Genomic DNA, 18746 nt, shown 5'->3' with positions numbered 1-18746 from the left:
ATCGTCGAGGGTGCTTCCCGGGTCTTCAATCGGAAAGCGCAAGCGTGCCGGGCCTTGCCGAGTTCCATGCGCCCGGCTGGTGCCGTTCGCGCGCGGCCCGATGGTACAATGCAGAAGGAAACGGGGCGGTGAAAGAGTCGACGGAACGGACGGTGCTTCATGAAGATAGCGGCGAGCGCGTGTTTGCTGAGCGCCCCGTGCCGGTTCGACGGCGCCTCCAAGCCATGCGCGGACGTGCTGGCCTTGCGCGATTTCCACGAGGTGACGCCCGTGTGCCCCGAGGTTGCGGGCGGTTTGAGCGTGCCGCATCCGGCGTTCGAGATCGTGGCTGAGCAGCGCGCGCTGCGCGTGGTGGACTGTCAAGGCACAGACGGAACCGACGCGTTTCTTGCCGGAGCGCAGAGCGTGGTCGATTGCGTGCGCGCCCAAGGCTGCCAGCTTGCGGTGCTGAAGTCGAAAAGCCCCTCCTGCGGCAACGGCCTTATCTACGACGGGACGTTCACCGGCACGCTCGTTGCCGGGTACGGCGTGGCTGCGCGAGCGTTGCGCGCCGAGGGCGTCCGCGTGCTCGACGAGAACCAGCTACGGGCGTGCGTCGCCGCCAGCGTCGCTCGCGATCCGGGCGCGTTGCCCGCCGTGCTCGCGTCGTCGTCCGCGCAGTGCCCTGCGCTCCAAACCGAGCGCCTTGTGCTGCGCCCGCTTACCGAGGCGGACATCGACGACGTGTTCGCGTACTGCAGCGATCCCGCCATCGGGCCGGACGCCGGGTGGGCGCCGCATCGCACGCGCGAGGATGCGCGCTTCTTCGTGGAAGAGATCGCTTCGGCACCGCACGTGTTCGGCATATTCGAGCGTTTCGAGGACGGTGCATGCGGGCCGTGCATCGGCTCGATCGGCCTTATCCGCGACCCGCAGCGGCGCAACGTCGACTGCCTCATGCTGGGCTATGCGTTGGCGAAGCGCGCGTGGGGGCGCGGCTACGTGACGGAAGCCGCACGCGAGATGATCCGTTACGGCTTCGACGAGCTGGGCCTGCTTCTCGTCTCGTGCACCTGCTACCCGTTCAACGATCGCTCCCGGCGGGTCATCGAGAAGTGCGGGTTCTCGCGCGAAGGCGTGCTGCATGCGGCGGAGCCTTCTCATGACGGGACGCTTCAGGACCTGCTGCTGTACTGTTTGGCCAGGGAGGATTGGCGCGCCGAAAGAGCGTGAGGCCGGGCGGCCTGCTGCGCGAGGCTCACGGGCTCGCGCATGCGGCGCCGCAGGGCTTGCGGGCCGGGCGCCGTTGGCGGCGGCAAGGTGTATACTGCTGCACGAACAATGCCGAACGAAGCGGCGCGCCCACAGCACGGCGTTGCCGCGAGCCGCTATGAAAGGACACCCATGCTCGTTACCCCGCTCGCGCATGCTGCGCAGAACGACTACCTGGCCGAACGCTTCCGGAAAGCCTACGAGTTCCTCTCGCGCGACGACTTGGCCGCGTTGCCGCTCGGACGCGTCGACATCGACGGCGACGACGTGTTCGCGAACGTGCAGGAGTACGAGACCGTTCCCGCGCCGGACAAGCGCATGGAAGCCCACCGCCGCTACTACGACGTGCAGTTCGTGGTTTCGGGCGAGGAGCTGATTCAGTACGCGCCGCTCGAAGGCATGATCGAGATCGGCTCGTTCGACGAAGATTCCGACTTCGGCGTGTACGGCACGCCTCCGGGGTGCAGCAGCATCGTGCTGCGCGCGGGCCAGATTGCCGTGTTCGCCCCCGAAGACGGGCATAAGCCCGGGTGCTCGTTCGGCGCGGCGAAGCATGTGCGCAAGATCGTCGTGAAGGTGCGGGTCTAGCGTCGCCGTGCGGTCCGATTCGACGGACGCCGCCCACTATCTGTACGTGATCGAATGCGCGGACGGCACGTGGTACACGGGCTACACGGTCGACGTGGCCGAGCGCGTGCGTACGCACAACGCGGGCAAGGGGGCGAAGTACACGCGCTCCCGTCTGCCGGTTCGCCTTGTCGCGCAGGCCGCGTTCGCAACGAAGCGCGAGGCCATGAGCGCGGAGTACCGCTTCAAGCACCTGTCTCGACCCCAAAAGGAGCGCCTGGTTCGACGGGCTTTTCAAGAGCCGTTCGACCAGGTGCTTCGTGCTGCTCTGCCCGATGCCTTCCATGAAGGGGAGGCCGACGGCTCCTGATTTCGGGTCGTCCGGTGTCAAGGGCGTGACGGTTATTCGAAGTCCAGCGCTCGTCATCGCGAGAGGTGCGGCTCGTGGTAAGATTGCTCACAAGCACCAAGCATTGCAAGAAGGACGGATATGCAAACCTACATCGCCCATTACTCTTCCCCCGTCGCTTCCGACGCTCGAGCGAAGGGCCTGTTCGAATTCGAGAGCGAGTCCCGTGCGGGAACCAAGGGCAACCAGCGCGATGCGCGCCTGAAGATGCTCGAGCTGTACGGAAAAGACGCCGTGTCGTGGAGCATCGTGAAGGTCGAGCGCAAAAAAGCCACCACGGTGGCCTGCGACGAGCAGCTGGAACTCGATTTCCGAGCGCCGAAGCCCGAGCGCAAACGCGCGAAGAAGAAGGAATGGTGGTAGCCGCGCGCGAAAGCGGCATCGTCTCATAAGGAGCATCATGAAGAAAAACCAGGTGAAATACCTCAAGCGGCTTTTGGAAACCCCGTCGCCCACCGGAAGCGAGATCGCGGTGGCCAAGGTTGTCCGCGAGCGCCTTGCCGACACGGCGGACGAGATTCAGACCGACGTCATGGGCTCGGTCCATGCGCGGCTGTTCGGGCGCGGGCTGGGTCCGTCGCTCATGCTGGCTGCCCACATGGACGAGATCGGCGTTATGGTTACCTACGTTTCCGACGACGGCTTTCTGTCGGTGTCTGCCGTGGGCGGCGTCGACGCGGCCATCCTGCCCGGCTTGCGCGTGGACGTGCACGCCTCCAACTCGATCGAGCCTCTGCGCGGTGTGGTGGGGCGCAAGCCCATCCACCTGATCAAGGCCGACGAGCGCAAGAACGTGACGCCGATCGATCAGCTGGTCATCGACCTGGGCATGCCGGCCAAGCGCGTGAAGAAGCTCGTGCGCGTGGGCGACGTCATCACGTTCGGCGTGGGCTTCGAGCGCTTCGGCAGCAACATGGCCGTGTCGCGCGCGTTCGACGACAAGGCGGGCGTGTGGGTGGTCACGCGCGTGCTCGAGAAGCTGGCCAAGGCGGGCCGTGCGCAAGGCGACTTCATCGCGGCCGCCACGGTGCAGGAGGAGATCGGCGTGCGCGGGGCAACCACGTCCGCATACGGCGAGAACCCGGACGTGGCCATCGCCTTCGACGTCACTCATGCCACCGATTACCCCGGCATCGAAAAGACCAAGTACGGCAAGATCGTGTGCGGCGAAGGCCCCGTCATTGCGCGCGGCCCCAACATCAACCCCGAAGTGTTCGAGCGTTTGGTGGCTGCGGCGAAGGCCGAGGGCATTCCGTACCAGATCGAGGCCGAGCCTGCGGTGACCGGCACCGATGCGCGCGCCATTCAGGTGACGCGCGGCGGCATCCCCACGGGCCTCGTGTCCGTGCCGCTGCGCTACATGCACACGCCCACCGAGGTGGTGTGCCTGTCCGACCTGGACGCCACGGTGCGCTTGCTGGTTCGCTTCGCGCTGGATCTGGACGAGGACGCAAGCTTCGTGCCGGGCATGGGCGGCTATGCGAGCGACGCGCAGGACCCGGCGGATTCCGACGTTGCGGCCGACGCGCTTCGCGAAGCCGCTGCGGAGTAGGAGAGTAACACGCTCATGAAACGCGAAGCGCAGACCATAGCCAAGAACCGCAAGGCGTTCCACGAGTACGAGATCCTCGAAACGCTGGAGGCCGGCATCGAGCTGACGGGCACCGAAGTGCGCTCGCTGCGCGAGAACCACTGCCAGCTGACGGATTGCTTCGCGCTCGTCCGCAACGGGGAGGTGTGGCTGCACAACGTGCACATTCCTCCCTACACGCACGGCAACATCGCGAACGTGGATTCGGACCGCAAGCGCAAGCTGCTGCTCCATAAGAAGGAGATTCGCCAGCTGCAAGAGCAGGTGAAGGAAAAGGGCATGGCCATCGTGCCCCTTAAGATGTACTTCAAGGAGAATTCGCTCGTGAAGGTGGAGCTGGCGGTCGCGCGCGGCAAGAAGCTCTACGACAAGCGAGCCAGCATGGCTGCCCGCGATTCTCGCCGCGAGGTGGAGCGAGCGCTGAAGGAGCGCAACCGTTAGATGCCGAGCCGCGCCTCGCGCCGGTCGACGAAGTGGAAAAGGAGGCCATCATGGGCTTGGACGAACAGCTGGAGAGCATGGAAGCCGGCGCCGAAACGGAGGCCGAGCTGATCGATCAGCAAACCGAGATCGAAGACGTCGAGGAATTCCAAGATGACGAAGAGTTCGATCCACGCGACGACGAAGCGAACCTCGAGGAGGCGTACGAGGACTTCTTCGCCGAAGAAGGGCCCGACGGCGAAGGGGAGACCAGCCCCGATGGTGACGACGGCGGCCTGGCGGCGGTCGTCGAGCAGAAGACCGGAGTCGATCTGTCCGAGGAGGGCTTTCATATCGTAGGCGACGATGACGAGGAGTTCATCGACGAGCCTTCCGATGAAGACGACGGGTACGAATTGGTGGAGCTCGAGCTGGACGAGGACGATATCGTCCGCTATATCGAAGACGACGAGGGCAATCGCATCGGCTTCGTGCTCATGGAGGACGGCGAGGAGGCCGAGTACCTGTACGTCGAAGACGACGAGGACGAAGAAGAGGGTGCCGAGGAGGACAACGAATTCGACCTGGGCATCACGAAGGAAGGCGTTGCTCAGGCGACCGAGGACGTCAACGCCATCTACAAGGACGGCATCGCCGTTGCGGCTGAGTTGAAGGGTGCGTTCGACGACATCAAGAGCGCCCTTGATTTCAGCTCGCTTTTGAAGAAGTAGCGGCTGCTTGCCGAACTGCCTAGTTGCCTAGTTGAAGGGTCTTCGGGGAAGCGCTCGGAGGCCCTTCGCTTGACAAACCGGGATCACCGGATAGAATGAACGTTCGCGATGCATCTGACGCTCCGGCATTCCGATACACCGGTAGGCGATGTCGTCGCGTGAACTTTGACAAGGTGGGGCTTATCGACCCTGGACGTTTCGCCGAGCAGGCGAACGGCCTTGCCTTATGCAAGGGGGGCGACTGGTTTCGACATGGTACGTTTGAAATGAGGAGCAGGTCGTGGTCTCCTCGCCACGTTAAACAGGGGTACCGTCAATTTAATTGGCAAGAACAACACTCAGAGCGCTCCGGCGCTCGCCATGGCTGCTTAATCGCACCTGGCTGTCGGCCTTGGGATTTCCCCGACTCTCGGTCCGGCATCAACTAAGGGGAATGCGCTTGAGCACGTAGCCGGTATGGCTCAAGCAAAGATCGAACCGGCTAGGTTGGGCTACGTTTGTCGATGGACCGCGCCCGTCCGAAATCCGACCAACGACTAAGCTTGTAGAGCCTCATGGATTATGTAGTATGGACCGGAGTTCGATTCTCCGCGCCTCCACCAAGACAAGCAAGCCGCCAGATCGTGCGAAATCGCAGATCGGGCGGCTTTTTTTTGTTTCAGGTTCGCATGGGGCGAGCAGGCTCGTTGGGCTGTTGCTTCAAGCGTGCGCAGGCAAGCGGAAGCCCGGGTTCGGACGCGTCGGTGGCAACCCAGCGCGTGGAAACGCCCCTGATTCGCGCCCAACCCCGGGACTTCCGCGCTGCCGCCGAACGGCTCGTTAGTTGTAGCTGCTGCCGTTTTGTTACAGAAAAAGCAGCTTTTGCTTGCTACAATAATGCGACGCCCCGACCTCATGAGAGAGATTATGAGCGACAAGAAATATAACAAGGCTGCGCACGGCCGTCATGCCGCTGGCGCGCAGCGTCCGAACGATACCGATTCTGAGCAGGTATTTTCTCCTGTTCCCTCCGATTCTTCGGCTCCCGATGCGACGGCCGCCATGCCGCCCGCTTCCGCTTCGAAGGCGGAGGACTATCCGTTGATGTACGCTTCCGAGCAGGTGTACGCGTCTCCCGACTCGCTCCATACGCTCTCCGCGGATGCGATGGCCGTTCCTCGTCGGCGGCGCAGGCCGTTGAAGGTGCTCGCCATCGTGCTGGGCGTGATCGTGGCGCTGGCGGCTGCTGCATACATCGGCGGGTCGGTGTACTTCTTCGATCGATTCATGCCGAACTCCGCCATTGGCAACGTGGACGTGTCGCTCATGTCCTCCGCGGATGCCGAGCGTTCTCTGGCATCCTCCGTCGAGGATTACAAGCTTACCGTGACCGGGCAAGGGTTCACGTTGAAGTTGACGGCTGCCGATGCCGGTCTGTCGCTTGATTCCGAAAAGATCGTCCAGCAAGCTCATGCGGATGTCAACCCGTGGGCGTGGCCCCTTGAGCTGGCGCGCGCGCACGATGCTACCGACAAATTGGTTGCAAGCTTCAACGAATCCGGCCTTGAGCAGGCCGTACGTAAGGCTGTGGAAACGTTCAACGAAACCGCTACGCCGCCAGCGGATGCCACGGTTGCCTACGATGAATCCGTAGGCGCATTCGTCGTGAAAGCAGAGGTCTCCGGAACCGCCCTTGATGCCGATGCGGTTGTGCGGGCGGCTGACGAGGCGTTGGTAGCGCTCGACCCCACGGCCAAGCTGACGGCCGACCATCTGAAGAAGCCGACCGTCCTCTCCTCCGATCAGCGACTGAAAGCTGCGGCCGATTCGGCCAACACCATGATCAAGGCGAACCTCACGCTCACTATGGGCGGAACCCAGGTGGGCGCTGTTAATCCCGACCTTGTTTCTCAGTGGGTCGTGCTCGGCGAAGACGTGAACGCTACGTTGAACGAAGAGGCTCTTACCGCGTGGGTCGACGGGGTGGTTGCCGCGTGCGACACCGTGGGCACGGCGCGTACGTACACGCGGCCCGACGGCAAGGTGATTACCGTCCAGGGCGGGTCTTACGGATGGGACGTCGATCGCGATGCGCTTCTTGCCATGGTGAAAGAGGCGGTCGCTGCAGGAAGCGTGCAGAGCGCGGAGGTGCCCACGTTCTCTTCGGGCACGGCGTTCAATGGCGCCGGCGCCCAGGACTGGGGCGCTCGGTACTGCGACATCGACCTGTCCGAGCAGTACGTTCGCTTCTACGATGCTTCGGGCGCGCTGATCTGGGAGGCCCCGTGCGTGAGCGGCACGCCTAACGGCGCGCACAATACCCCCACGGGCGTGTACGTGCTCAACTCGAAGGCTTCTCCGTCAGTGTTGAAGGGAACGAACCTGGACGGTTCGAAGTACGAGTCCACCGTGCAGTACTGGATGCCGTTCGTCGGCAACGTGATCGGCATGCACGATGCCGATTGGCAGCCGTATTTCGGCGGTACAAGGTACCAGGACGGCGGCGGAAGCCACGGTTGCGTGAACCTGCCGCCTTCGTCTGCTGCGGCTTTGTACGGCATCATTCAGCCGGGTGACGTGGTGGTTAGCCACTGGTAGGCTATACCACGGTCAGATCCGCTATGCCAAGCGGCATCATGCGCGCCAGTTCGGAGAGCGGCATTTCCACCTGGCATCCGATACGCCCTCCGGAAAAGGCGATGCGCTCGAACAGCTCGGCTGTTTCGTCGATGGTCGTGACGAACTGCTTTTTCATGCCCACGGGAGAGCAGCCTCCGTGCACGTAGCCGGTGAGCGGTAAAAGCTCGCGCGCTTTGATCATGGCTACGGCTTTCTCGTTCACGGTCGCCGCTGCCTTCTTGAGATCGAGTTCGCAGGCCACGGGTATCATGAACACGTAGTGTTCCCCCGATTTTCCCTGCGTGACCAGGGTTTTGAACACGCGGTCCTGGTCGAGTCCCAGAAGCTGTGCCACCTCGACGCCCGACAGGGCCTCGGGGCAGTCGAAGAAGCGCGCTTCGAAGTCGGCATGGGCTGCTTCCAGTTCGCGTACGGCGTTGGTTTTCGTTTCGTGTTGCTTGGACATGGTTCGCTCCTACACGCCGCCCACCAAAGCGGCAAGAACGGGGATGGTTACAAGCGAAAGCGCGGTCGTCACGAACGTTCCGCGTATGATGGTGTTCAGATCTCCTCCGTAGCGCAGGCATAGGATGGTGCCGTTCGTTGCCACGGGCATTCCGTTCACCACGACCAGCACGCCGAGCAGCAGCGGGTCGGCAACGAAGGGACTGAACGCAAGCCAGATGCATACGGGAATGATCAGCAGGCGAAACGCCGCCATGATGTAGGTTCTGAAGTGCGTGATCATTGTTTTTACAGGCACGGTTGCCAGGCTCGATCCAATGATGAGCAGCGCCGCTGGCGTGGTCATCGAGCCCATGGTGTCGATGGCTTCGCCGAACACGCCGATGTCCGTCACGCTCAAAAGCGCGAGCGCCATGGTTGCAAGGCATGCGATCAGACTGGGGCTGATCAGGTTGCGTGCGCCTTCGCGCACCTGTTCTTTCAGGCTTCGCTCGGATTGGGAGAGCATCATAACGCCTACGGTAAACACCAAAATGTTGAAAGGGATGTTGAATATCGCTCCGTAAAGAACCGCCTCGCGGCCGAAAACCGCTTCGAGCACCGGGTATCCCAGAAAGCCCGTGTTGCCGAACGCCAGCATGAAGCTGTACGTTCCGCGTTTCGAGGGATTGAGCCCGAACAGAAGCGGCACGGCGAAGGCGATGGCAAGGACCAGCGCGAACGCGAGGCACGAGAACAAAAGGATGGTTTCGATAGTGGCGGGATCGGGCAGGCTGTCGCGCGTGAGGACGGATGCCAGGATCGTGCATGGGAGGGTGATGGTCAGTACCAGGCGCGAGAGCATCTTGTCCGATTCCTCGCTCATGACGTGCAGCTTGCGCGCGACGAATCCAAGCGCCATGGCTAAAAACAGCACGATCATCTGGTATTCGATAGCTTGAAAGCTCATGGGCTTCTTTCTTCGGGGGTTCGTTCGGATTTTAGGGCAGCTGCAAGATTAGCAGAAACTATGGCAGCCCGGTGCCGATTCGGTGCATGAACCGAGCCTGCGGTATACTTGGATGCATGGACGATCTTCGAACATCTACCGAGTCGCGCGAGAACGGATTGCGCATTCCTTACGACAACGCGCCGATCGGCGTGTTCGATTCAGGCTTTGGCGGGCTTACCGTTGCGCGCGAGATCGCGAAGGTCCTTCCGCACGAGTCTATCACGTACCTGGGAGATTCGGCTCGCTGTCCCTACGGGCCCCGCTCGTTGTCCGAGGTTGACGGATTCGTGCAGCAGATCGGCGGCTGGCTGGTGGAGCGCGGCGTCAAGCTCATCGTCATCGCGTGCAACACGGCGACGGCTGCCGGTTTGGCTCATGCTCAAAAGACGTTTCCCGTGCCGGTCATCGGCGTGGTGGAACCTGGGGCTCGTGCGGCGGTTCACGCTACGAAGAGTCGCCGGGTCGGGGTAATTGCAACGAAGGCGACGGTGGACTCGAACGCGTACACCGACGCCATCCGCCATATCGACGCGGGGATCACCGTGTTCTCGACGGCTACGCCCCGTTTCGTCGAGATTGCCGAGCAGGGCATTCGCATGGCCGAGGGACCCATTGAAAACTACACCTCGCTTGCGTCGAAGGTCTACATCCGTCCGGCGTTCCAGGAAATCGCGAAGGAGTATCTCGAGCCGCTCCGTCGATGCGATATCGACACGTTGGTGCTTGGCTGCACGCATTTTCCGTTGCTGAAAGCGCTGATAGGCGGCGTGGTGGGGCGCGATGTCACGCTCATCTCGTCGGCTAAGGAAGCCGCGAACGACGTGATGCAGATACTCGGTCGACGCGGAGCCCTTGCTTCGTGCGACCATGTGCCGCGCTACGAGTTCTACACCACCGGAGAGGATGCCGAAGAGTTCCGCACGTTCGGCAGCCGGGTGTTTCGCAATCCTATCGACGCCGCCGGGCGCGTGGACTTTCCCCCGTGCTCGTAGGCATTTTGCGTCAGCTACAGGCCGCTGGCATGAAAGAGACGAAAGGCATCGCATGAAAACGGTTGTCATCGCAAGCAACAATGCTCATAAGGCTCAGGAGATCGCCGAGGCGCTGGACTTTCCCGGTTGGGAGTTCGGCACGCTGCGTCAGCTGGGGATCCAGTCCGACCCTGCAGAAGATGCCGATACGTTTTTGGGCAACGCGCGCATCAAGGCGCGCGCGGCGCACGAAGCGAGCGGCGGGAAGGCCGTTTTGGCCGATGACTCCGGTCTTGAGGTCGACGCGCTCGACGGCGCGCCCGGCGTGTACTCGGCTCGTTACGCAGGCGAAGACGCCACCGATGCCGACAACAACGCCAAGCTTCTCTCAGCGCTTGCGGACGTGCCCGATCGCGACCGTACGGCGCGATTCGTGTGCACGCTCGTGCTGATCGACGAAGACGGTTCGGAGACGGTGGCGCGAGGTACCGTGGAGGGCCGGATCGGGCATGAGGAGCGGGGGAGCAACGGCTTCGGGTACGACCCGCTGTTCCTGCCGGACGTGTTCGCGGATGGCCGTACGCTTGCCGAGGCGCTTCCCGAAGAGAAGAACGCGGTGTCTCATCGCGGCAATGCCCTGCGCGAGCTGCGATCGAAGCTGGAGGCGAAGCGCTAGCAACCGCTCGCTGAAGCGCCGTACGTCGTACGGGGCCGTTCGAGCTGCCCTCCGGCGTTTGCCGTCTTTGCGTTTGCCATTATCATGCGGTTCGTTTATCATGTATAGGCTTTCGTCAAGCCGAACGTCGGGATGTGGCGCAGCCTGGTAGCGCGCCTGCTTTGGGAGCAGGATGTCGCAGGTTCGAATCCTGTCATCCCGACCATTTTTCTTTTTGAATCGGATCGGCGTCTGTGCAAGTGGCTCGCAATCTTGCAAGATCTCGGCATTCTCGTCACAAGCGCAAACGCCGTCGGCAACCGTTTCCTTCCCGTTTCGCGTCCTGTGCGCCGCGCGCGCCTTCTTGTCCTACCATGTTTTCAAATGAGCATGAGACTAGATAAGGGGCGATAGCGATGGAATCCGTCCATTCCGAAGCTGATCGTGAGTTCGGCGATCTGCTGACAACCTTGCGCGTCCGTTTCGAACAACATCCCGAGCGTCATCTTGATGCGTCATGGGACGACGTGCGTCTTCGCCTTGCGGCGGCTCCCGGGAAGCTGGCCGTCTTGCAGGCCATGGAGGCATCCGGCGGCCAACCTGACGTCGTGCGCGATCGAGCCGCTGGCGATGCGCTCGCGTTCTTCGACTGCTCGCCTGAAAGTCCTGCCGGGAGAAGAGGCTTGTGCTACGACGACGCAGCGCTTCAAGCTCGCAAGCGCAACAAGCCGCAAGGGAGCGCGCTTGGCGTGGCGGATGCCATGGGCGCGAAGATTCTCACCGAAGCTCAATACCGGGGCTTGCAGGAGGTCGGTGCGTTCGACCTCAAGACGTCGAGCTGGATAGATACTCCTGACGACGTGCGCGCTTTAGGCGGCGCGCTGTTCTGCGACCGTCGTTACAACCGCGTGTTCACGTTTCACAACGGAGCCGATTCCTACTATGCGGCGCGCGGGTTCCGCGCAATGCTGGAATTGTAGCCTTGCTGACTCAAGGGAAGCGAAGGAAAAAAGAAGCCCGATCGCGATGATCGGGCTTCTTGAGCGTTCGTGGAGCGGGTGACGGGAATCGAACCCGCGTCATGAGCTTGGAAGGCTCAGGTTCTACCATTGAACCACACCCGCATATCGCATTAAGCGCGGCGCCTATTGTACCGCAAGTTTCTCCGATGCGCGCAAAATTATCCCAGGGAATCCACGAATCCGGTCGAACCCGGCCATTGACGCGAAAACCCAAAGCGGGAATCGAGCCGCTTTCGCCCCGATGCTTGCCGTCCTGTGCGGTGGAAACCGGAAATTTTGGCAGGAATCGATGCTTTTTACCGCATGCGGAGCGGTTTGCGGCAACATCCCAATTCATCGCGCAAGAGCCATCGTCGCGAAACGCCTGCTCGAAAGCGCACCGCGACTCGGTCGAATTGAGATCGGGTCGCGGTGCACGGGGTCCTGCGACTTCGGCGCGGGGGAGGGGGCGGCGCCGAAGCCGCAGCGCAAAGATGTGCCCGGTGCGTTCGACGCCAAGCGTTTGGAAGGGATGCTTGGCGGCTGCAAAATCGTCTGCACCGGGCGAAACGGCTTACTTGCCCAGGTACTCCTTGGCGTCCTTCATTGCCAGGCGCCCGGAGTTCACGGCCCAGGCGGCTTGCGAGCCAGGTGCGAACTTGACGTCGTAGGAGTCGCCGTACAGTCCGCCTGCGTCGGAGCCTCCGGCGTACAGGCCCGGAATCACCTGGTCCTTGTCGTCGAGGACTTGTATCTTCTCGTTCACCTTGATGCCGCCGCACGTGGTGTAGAACCCGTCAGCGGTTTCGCACAGCCAATAGGGGCCTGCGTCCACCTTGTGCATGAACTTGGATCGCTTGCCGAATTCCTCGTCGGCGCTGGGGTCTTCTCCGTCCAGGCCCGCCGCGACGTCGCAGTAGGCGTTGTACTGCTCGACGGTCGCCTTGACGGCGGCGGGGTCCAGCCCGACTTTGGCGCAGAGGTCTTCCAGCGAATCGCCCACGTGGCAGCCTTCGGCTTTTTGCAGGACCTCGCGCGCTTTTGCCAGCGGCGTTCCCGGCGTGCCGAACGAGAACACTTGCCCATCGGGGCCGTCGGCTTCCCAGCGTTTCATATCTGCTTCGGTGAACAGGGCGAACGTTTTATCCTGGTTGCGTACGCACATGCCAGCGCCCGAGAAGTCGTCCAGCCAGAGGTCTTCTTTGCAGAATCGCTGGCCCTTTTCGTTGAGCCATACGGTGGGCTGCACGCCTACGGAGTACGCGTCGGTGGTCCACGTTGCCGTAACGGCTCCTATAGTGACGGGTCCGCACCACATGACGGTGCCCAGGCCTTCGGCGAATTCGGCGCCGGCGTCCTTGGCCATCTTCAATCCGTCGCCTGCCCGGCAGTCCATGCCAAGCGCCTGGATGTTCTCGTTTTTCGTTTCGGATACGCTGTAGAGCATTTCGGGGTTGTTCGCGTAACCGCCCGTGCATATCATGACCACGGGCGCTTCGACCTTCAATACGTCGCCGTTGTCCTTTTCGGCCAGAACGCCGGCCACTTTGCCGTCTTCCAGGATCAGCTTGCGGCCGAATGTGTTGAAGTGAGCTTCAACGCCTAGTTTCTCGGCCTCCTTGCCGAAGCACTGCATGAAGTAGCCGCCGGGACTGGCGTTGTCTCCCTTGTCGTAGACGTGCCATACCTTCGGACCGGCGCCGATGGAGATGTTCCCTTCGAATTCGATGCCGTGGCTTTCCAACCAATCGATGGTTTCGGACGTCTGCCCGAAGAAGTTCTCGTACAGCTTGTGCTGCGGAATCCAGTGATGGTAGTTCAGGCACGTGTTCGTGGCGTTCTTCACATCGTACGGGGCGTTGGGATTGTAGGCGCCGGCGAACATGATGTCGCCGTCTGCCTTGGTGAAATGCGTTTCCAGGGCCGTCATGCCTTCGGTTCCGATGAACGATCCGCCGTATCCGGAAAGACGCTCGATCACAACTGGCTTGAGACCCAGGTCAATGGCTTGGATGGCCGCTGCTGTGCCCGTTCCTCCCGCACCGACGATGCATACGTCCGCCTTGACGGTTTCTTTCGGCTCTCCCAGTTCGGGGATGTTCCACAAAGCGTCGCTGCCGTTTGCGGCAGGCTCGTTGCCGCCCGCTTCGGGCGCGGAAGCCGGGTCCTTGCTGCCTGTGGCGGGCGCGCTCGGGCTGCAGCCGGTCAGCGCGGCTCCGGCGAATCCTGCGGTCAGAATGCCGGCCCCTGCGAGAAACGATCGACGACTCAAGTTGCTGGTTGCTTCGGACATGATGATCCTCCTTGTACGTCGCTTCCCTGAGAAGCGATTCCAGCCGCCCTCCTGCGGCGTGCCTTCAGTTTGGCCCTTCGGGATCGGGTTGCGCAATGGATTCGCGGCCAGCTAGCCGATGCCCCTTGAAACGTTTGGTTTCACCCGTTCGTACGCGGTTGGTAGTACAATAAGGTTCGATCTGGAGAAGGGGAGGGAGGGCTCCATGCTTCAGGACAGGTGCGACTACTTCATACTGGCGTACGAATCGCCCAGCTTCAGCGCTGCCGCCGCCAAGGTTCCCATGTCTCCTCAGGGATTCACGAAGGCTATTCGCAGTATGGAGCGCGAACTGGGAGTTTCGCTGTTCACCATGGATGAGGACGGCTCGCGCGTTGCCACGCCGTACGCCCATGAGTTCTACGAGTACGCCAAACGCGTGCGAGCCGAGCGCAATTTGCTGGCAGCTGCGTTCGATCGCATAGCTTCGAGCGGCTACGTCGAGCTGCGTATTGCCTGCTCGCTCGGCATCCCCGGTTTTCTCGGCTGCGATTTCTTGCAGGATTACCTCAAAACCCATGCAGACGTGTCCATATCGCTGTGCGAAATGCCCGACGCTCTGTGCGAGGCCGCGCTGAGAGAGGGTCTCTACGACATGGCTTTGACCGTCGTGCCGTGCGACGAGGAGTTCGAATCCCGGCTTCTGTACACGTCTCCCGTATGGTATTGGGTGCGCCGCGACGATCCGCTCGGCGATTGCGAATCCATAGGTCCCGAGGACCTTGCGGGCCGACGCATCGCCATGCCCGGCGACGATTTCAAATGCTACCGCGCGCTGTCGGATTGGTTCGCGCGCGCCGCAGCGAATCCGCCCGAGATCGTGAAGTACTCCGAGATTTTCTGGATATACGAGTTCGTGCTGCACGGGAGGGGCGTCGGGTTCACGCTGCCTCATTTGGCGTGTTTGGAAGTGTTCAAGGGCAACGAGGACGTGCGCGCCGTGCCTTTACGCGGATTTACGTGGGGATTCGGGGCGTCTCGTCTGAAAACGCGAACTCCCACGTCTGCTGAAGACGAGCTGGTGGAGTACTTGTGCGAGCGTGCCGCTCGTCTGCGCAAGCGATTCTGAGTGCGCAGACGAGAAGTCGGGGCACCGCTTTAGGATACGATGCCCCGCAGGTACGAGACGATGTCGTCCGATTCGTACAGCGGACGGTTGCCGATAACGAGGCAGGGGACTTGCTTCTTGCCTCCAATGCGCACGAGGTCGTTCTGGTTTCCCGGTTGCAGCGTGTCGCGCGTGTCCATGGTGATCTTGTTCGCGTCCATGAATCGTAGAACTTTTTGGCAGTACGGGCAGGATTTCTTGTAGTAAAGCGTGTGGTTTTCCAGGTAGGGCATGTGCGGCTCCTCTCGATGCGCTGAGCAAGGGCGAGCGTTTCTGTCGGTGATTTAGATTACTATTCTAACTTATCATCTTTAGGGGAAGCGCCCTGCGACGCAGCTGTTGCCAATCGGTTTCCCGAACGGGCGTCGAATGGGCGCGGGGTTTCCAGCCTGTTGTTGGAAAGAAAAATAATGCGCGAAAACTATTGCAATAGAAAAAGAAATTTGAAATAATTCAAAGTTTTTTAAAATGGAGTCAGTAAAAAGCCGTTTCGCGAAAGCGAAACGGCTGGAGCAATCTGGTGCGCCCAGCAGGACTCGAACCTGCAACCGACGGATTAGAAGTCCGTTGCTCTATCCATTGAGCCATGGGCGCGTTTCATTGAGCATCGGTATTATACCTTAAATGAAGCCGGGCGGGACAAACTATGAGCCAATGGGGCAATAGGGCTTCTCTCGTGGTAAAAATAGCCGTAGACCAGGGGTTTTATATAGCTCAGACTCGATTCGAAAGCATGAATGGCTCCTAAAGCGCCCGCGCTGGAGCGCAAAGCGTCGACCTGTTTGCAGGGTAATTGCATCTTTTTGAATATTTATGCATAAACACGAAACAAGGCCCGGGTGCGAAAGGGGGGAGGCACGCTTGTTTTTGTGCGAATAAGGCCGTTTTTGAGCGTCCAAACGCTTTAGTTTGCGCTAGTAAATGTGTTCAAAATGTGAAGAAATGCGTAGATTTACCTTACCATTCGCCGAAAAAGCACGTGCCTTTGCGAGGGGGTCCGTTTTGTTTCGGTTTTGTGGTTGCAATTTATTTCGAACCATGAGATTTTGGCGATGTCGAACGGACGCCCGGTGCGCAACGGGCGCTGCCGCAAGTCGAAAATCTGTAAATGCATAAAAGGAAAAGGAGGGTTGCAATGGCTGGCGTGAACGTCAAGAGCGAGATCAAGCCCTTGAAGAAAGTTCTGCTCCATCGCCCTGGCCGAGAGCTTCTGAACCTGACGCCGAACACGCTCGAAGAGCTGCTGTTCGACGACATCCCGTTCTTGAAGGTCGCCCAGGAGGAGCACGACGCTTTCGCGCAGATTCTGCGTGACAACGGCGTCGAGGTCGTTTACCTGGAGGACCTCACGGCTGAGGTGCTCGAGTCTGACCCTGCGCTGCGCGAGCAGTTCCTGAAGCAGTGGATCGAAGAGGCCGGCATCCGCACGGAGCGCTACCAGAAGATCATCTTCGACTACCTGCAGGAGAACTACCCCGATGCCAAGGACTTCGTCATGAAGACGATGGAGGGCATCAACCTTACCGAGCTGCATACGGACAAGTCGAACTCCTTGGTTGACCTGGTTTCCGAGTCTTCCAAGATGGTCGTCGCCCCGATGCCGAACCTGTACTTCACCCGCGACCCGTTCGCGTCCATCGGCAACGGCGTGTCCATCAACCGCATGTACTCCGTCACGCGTAACCGCGAGACCATCTACGCCGAGTACATCTTCAAGTACCATCCCGATTTCCAGGGAACCCCTGAGTACTACAGCCGCTACAACACGTTCCACATCGAGGGCGGCGACATCCTCAACATCAACGATCACGTGCTGGCCATCGGCATCTCGCAGCGCACGGAGCCCGACGCCATCGACGCGATCGCGCACAACATCTTCAACGATGAAACCAGCCCGGTCGACACCATCCTGGCGTTCTACATTCCGAACAACCGCGCCATGATGCACCTCGACACGGTGTTCACCCAGATCGACGTTGACAAGTTCACCATCCACCCGGGCATCATGGGCCCGCTGACCGTGTTCGAGATCACCGCCGAAGGCGACGGTATCAAGGTCAAGGAAATGAACGACACGCTTGAGGATATCCTGGCGAAGTACGTCGGCAACCCCGTGGAGCTCATCCCCTGCGGCGGCGGCGACCGCATCGCGGCCGAGCGCGAGCAGTGGAACGACGGCTCGAACACGCTGTGCATCGCTCCGGGCACCATCGTGGTGTACGAGCGCAACGACGTGACGAACGCGCTGCTCAAGGAGAAGGGTCTCAACGTTTTGGAGATGCCCTCCGCCGAGCTGTCCCGCGGCCGTGGCGGCCCGCGCTGCATGAGCATGCCGCTGATCCGCGAGGACTAGTCTTACCCTCGCTCGTGCGATAATCTAGTTCCATCCGGTTTCTGTCTTTTACGGTGCGCCAAGACTGTGCGAAGCGGTCGAGGCGCACCGAAAAGGGGCAGGTGGAAAACTTGGCGCCGCCTGCCGATTTTCAAGTTTGTTGTCAGTAACGACGAAAGGAATGAACTATGCCTACTAGCCTGAGCGGTCGCAACTTTCTGAGGCTCCTCGACTTCACGACCGAGGAGATCGAGTACCTCCTGAAGCTGTCCCGCGAGTTCAAGAACCTGAAATTGACGGGTACCCCCCATCGCTACCTCGAGGGCAAGAACATCGTCCTGCTGTTCCAGAAGACGTCCACCCGTACGCGTTGCGCGTTCGAAGTTGGCGCTATGGACCTGGGCATGGGCGTGACCTACCTCGATCCCGGCAGCTCGCAGATGGGCAAGAAGGAGTCCATCGAGGACACCGCCCGCGTGCTCGGCCGCTTCTACGACGGCATCGAGTTCCGTGGCTATGCTCAGACCGACGTCGAGGAACTCGGCGCCAACGCTGGCGTGCCGGTGTGGAACGGCCTGACCACCGAGTGGCATCCCACGCAGATGCTCGCTGACATCCTGACGGTGCAGGAGAACTTCAACTACGACATCAAGGGCAAGACCCTGGTGTTCATGGGCGACGCTGCCAACAACGTTGCTCGTTCGCTCATGGTCGTGTGCTCCAAGCTGGGCATGAACTTCGTTGCCTGCGGCCCCAAGGAGAACATGCCGGAGGCCGAGCTGGTCGAGACCTGCAAGGAAATCGCTGCCGAGAACGGCTGCACCATCACGCTGACCGAAGATGCCAAGGCCGCCTGCACGGGCGCGCATGCCATCTACACCGACGTGTGGGTGTCCATGGGCGAGCCGGACGAGGTGTGGACCGAGCGCATCCGTCTGCTCGAGCCGTATCGCGTGACCTCCGAGCTCATGGCTGTGGCTGACCCCAACGCCATCTTCCTGCACTGCCTGCCGGCCTTCCACGACACCAACACCACCATCGGTGCCGACATCGCCGAGCGCTTCGGCGTCACCGAGATGGAAGTCACCGACGAGGTGTTCGAGTCCAAGCAGTCCAAGGTGTTCGACGAGGCCGAGAACCGCATGCACACCATCAAGGCTGTCATGTACGCCACCCTCTCCTAAAGAAAGACAAGGTGAATTAGCATGCCTTATCAGAAGGGTGACGGCAAGTCCGTTGTCATCGCGCTGGGCGGCAACGCCCTGGGCAACACGCCCCAGGAGCAGCTCCAGCTGGTCAAGGACACCGCCAAGAACATCGTCGA

18 protein-coding genes, 3 tRNA genes, 1 other RNA gene and 1 pseudogene are annotated in these 18746 nt (G+C 61.1%); 17 read left to right on the top strand and 6 right to left on the bottom strand.

Annotation, left to right across the window (positions count from 1 at the left end):
* Positions 1-159: 159 nt before the first annotated feature.
* The 9 genes from LQE90_RS10275 to LQE90_RS10235 all read left to right on the top strand — a co-directional run bounded on the left by LQE90_RS10275 (position 160) and on the right by LQE90_RS10235 (position 7546).
* Positions 160-1212: a GNAT family N-acetyltransferase gene (locus tag LQE90_RS10275; protein ID WP_216529654.1), complete on the top strand. Its 1053-nt coding sequence runs from the start codon at positions 160-162 to the stop codon at positions 1210-1212.
* 171 nt (positions 1213-1383) lie between these two features.
* Positions 1384-1839, top strand: coding sequence for a NanQ anomerase/TabA/YiaL family protein (locus LQE90_RS10270; RefSeq protein WP_114567566.1), 456 nt, complete (start codon positions 1384-1386; stop codon positions 1837-1839).
* 7 nt (positions 1840-1846) lie between these two features.
* Positions 1847-2188 (top strand): GIY-YIG nuclease family protein, encoded by a 342-nt coding sequence (locus LQE90_RS10265; protein WP_216529653.1) that lies wholly within the window; start codon positions 1847-1849, stop codon positions 2186-2188.
* Positions 2189-2308: 120 nt separating this feature from the next.
* Positions 2309-2590: a hypothetical protein gene (locus LQE90_RS10260; protein WP_114567564.1), complete on the top strand. Its 282-nt coding sequence runs from the start codon at positions 2309-2311 to the stop codon at positions 2588-2590.
* A 37-nt stretch (positions 2591-2627) separates the two neighbouring features.
* Positions 2628-3779, top strand: coding sequence for a M42 family metallopeptidase (locus LQE90_RS10255; RefSeq protein WP_216529652.1), 1152 nt, complete (start codon positions 2628-2630; stop codon positions 3777-3779).
* A 15-nt stretch (positions 3780-3794) separates the two neighbouring features.
* A complete protein-coding gene (smpB, locus tag LQE90_RS10250; RefSeq protein ID WP_216529651.1) occupies positions 3795-4259 on the top strand; it encodes an SsrA-binding protein SmpB in 465 nt (154 codons plus the stop codon).
* Between the two features lie 50 nt (positions 4260-4309).
* Complete coding sequence (locus LQE90_RS10245) at positions 4310-4969, top strand: hypothetical protein (RefSeq protein WP_114567561.1); 660 nt, start codon at positions 4310-4312, stop codon at positions 4967-4969.
* Positions 4970-5202: 233 nt separating this feature from the next.
* Positions 5203-5571, top strand: a transfer-messenger RNA (tmRNA) gene (ssrA, locus tag LQE90_RS10240).
* Positions 5572-5875: 304 nt separating this feature from the next.
* The gene (locus LQE90_RS10235; protein WP_231088287.1) at positions 5876-7546 is read left to right on the top strand and encodes a L,D-transpeptidase family protein; all 1671 of its coding nucleotides are present in this window, start codon (positions 5876-5878) and stop codon (positions 7544-7546) included.
* Between the two features lies 1 nt (position 7547).
* Here LQE90_RS10235 and LQE90_RS10230 read toward each other — a convergent pair whose 3' ends face one another.
* Both LQE90_RS10230 and LQE90_RS10225 read right to left on the bottom strand, forming a co-directional pair.
* Positions 7548-8033: an aminoacyl-tRNA deacylase gene (locus tag LQE90_RS10230; RefSeq protein ID WP_216529650.1), complete on the bottom strand. Its 486-nt coding sequence runs from the start codon at positions 8031-8033 to the stop codon at positions 7548-7550.
* A gap of 9 nt (positions 8034-8042) precedes the next feature.
* Positions 8043-8981 (bottom strand): AEC family transporter, encoded by a 939-nt coding sequence (locus LQE90_RS10225; RefSeq protein ID WP_216529649.1) that lies wholly within the window; start codon positions 8979-8981, stop codon positions 8043-8045.
* 116 nt (positions 8982-9097) lie between these two features.
* Between LQE90_RS10225 and murI the strand changes: the two genes are divergently transcribed.
* The 4 genes from murI (at position 9098) to LQE90_RS10205 (ending at position 11629) form a co-directional block, all read left to right on the top strand.
* On the top strand, positions 9098-10015 hold the full coding sequence (gene murI, locus LQE90_RS10220; RefSeq protein ID WP_216529648.1) for a glutamate racemase: 918 nt from the start codon (positions 9098-9100) through the stop codon (positions 10013-10015).
* Positions 10016-10067: 52 nt separating this feature from the next.
* On the top strand, positions 10068-10670 hold the full coding sequence (gene rdgB, locus LQE90_RS10215; RefSeq protein ID WP_216529647.1) for an RdgB/HAM1 family non-canonical purine NTP pyrophosphatase: 603 nt from the start codon (positions 10068-10070) through the stop codon (positions 10668-10670).
* 128 nt (positions 10671-10798) lie between these two features.
* A tRNA-Pro gene (locus LQE90_RS10210) sits at positions 10799-10875 on the top strand.
* Between the two features lie 190 nt (positions 10876-11065).
* Positions 11066-11629: a DUF4256 domain-containing protein gene (locus LQE90_RS10205; protein WP_216529646.1), complete on the top strand. Its 564-nt coding sequence runs from the start codon at positions 11066-11068 to the stop codon at positions 11627-11629.
* Positions 11630-11699: 70 nt separating this feature from the next.
* On the opposite strand, the gene LQE90_RS10200 is transcribed toward LQE90_RS10205, so the two are convergent.
* Positions 11700-11773, bottom strand: a tRNA-Gly gene (locus tag LQE90_RS10200).
* A gap of 451 nt (positions 11774-12224) precedes the next feature.
* Positions 12225-13943, bottom strand: a complete 1719-nt coding sequence (locus LQE90_RS10195) for an FAD-dependent oxidoreductase (RefSeq protein WP_114567554.1) — start codon at positions 13941-13943, stop codon at positions 12225-12227.
* 205 nt (positions 13944-14148) lie between these two features.
* Here LQE90_RS10195 and LQE90_RS10190 point away from each other — a divergent pair, with 205 nt between their 5' ends.
* The gene (locus LQE90_RS10190) at positions 14149-15051 is read left to right on the top strand and encodes a LysR family transcriptional regulator (RefSeq protein WP_216529645.1); all 903 of its coding nucleotides are present in this window, start codon (positions 14149-14151) and stop codon (positions 15049-15051) included.
* A 29-nt stretch (positions 15052-15080) separates the two neighbouring features.
* Here LQE90_RS10190 and LQE90_RS10185 read toward each other — a convergent pair whose 3' ends face one another.
* Both LQE90_RS10185 and LQE90_RS10180 read right to left on the bottom strand, forming a co-directional pair.
* Complete coding sequence (locus LQE90_RS10185) at positions 15081-15323, bottom strand: glutaredoxin family protein (protein WP_114567552.1); 243 nt, start codon at positions 15321-15323, stop codon at positions 15081-15083.
* Between the two features lie 285 nt (positions 15324-15608).
* Positions 15609-15684: transfer RNA gene (locus LQE90_RS10180), tRNA-Arg, on the bottom strand.
* Positions 15685-16225: 541 nt separating this feature from the next.
* On the opposite strand from LQE90_RS10180, the gene arcA reads away from it, so the two are divergent.
* From arcA to LQE90_RS10165, 3 genes and pseudogenes are all read left to right on the top strand, one after another.
* Positions 16226-17443 (top strand): arginine deiminase, encoded by a 1218-nt coding sequence (arcA, locus tag LQE90_RS10175; RefSeq protein WP_216529644.1) that lies wholly within the window; start codon positions 16226-16228, stop codon positions 17441-17443.
* A 167-nt stretch (positions 17444-17610) separates the two neighbouring features.
* Positions 17611-18606, top strand: a complete 996-nt coding sequence (gene argF / locus LQE90_RS10170; RefSeq protein WP_114567550.1) for an ornithine carbamoyltransferase — start codon at positions 17611-17613, stop codon at positions 18604-18606.
* Between the two features lie 21 nt (positions 18607-18627).
* Positions 18628-18746, top strand: a pseudogene (locus tag LQE90_RS10165) (carbamate kinase); the annotation flags it as partial.

This window comes from Paraeggerthella hominis (assembly GCF_021044775.1).
Taxonomy (GTDB): Bacteria; Actinomycetota; Coriobacteriia; order Coriobacteriales; family Eggerthellaceae; genus Paraeggerthella; species Paraeggerthella hominis.
The sequence above is the reverse complement of the archived record's forward strand: the minus strand, read 5'-3'. Positions and strand labels throughout refer to the sequence as shown.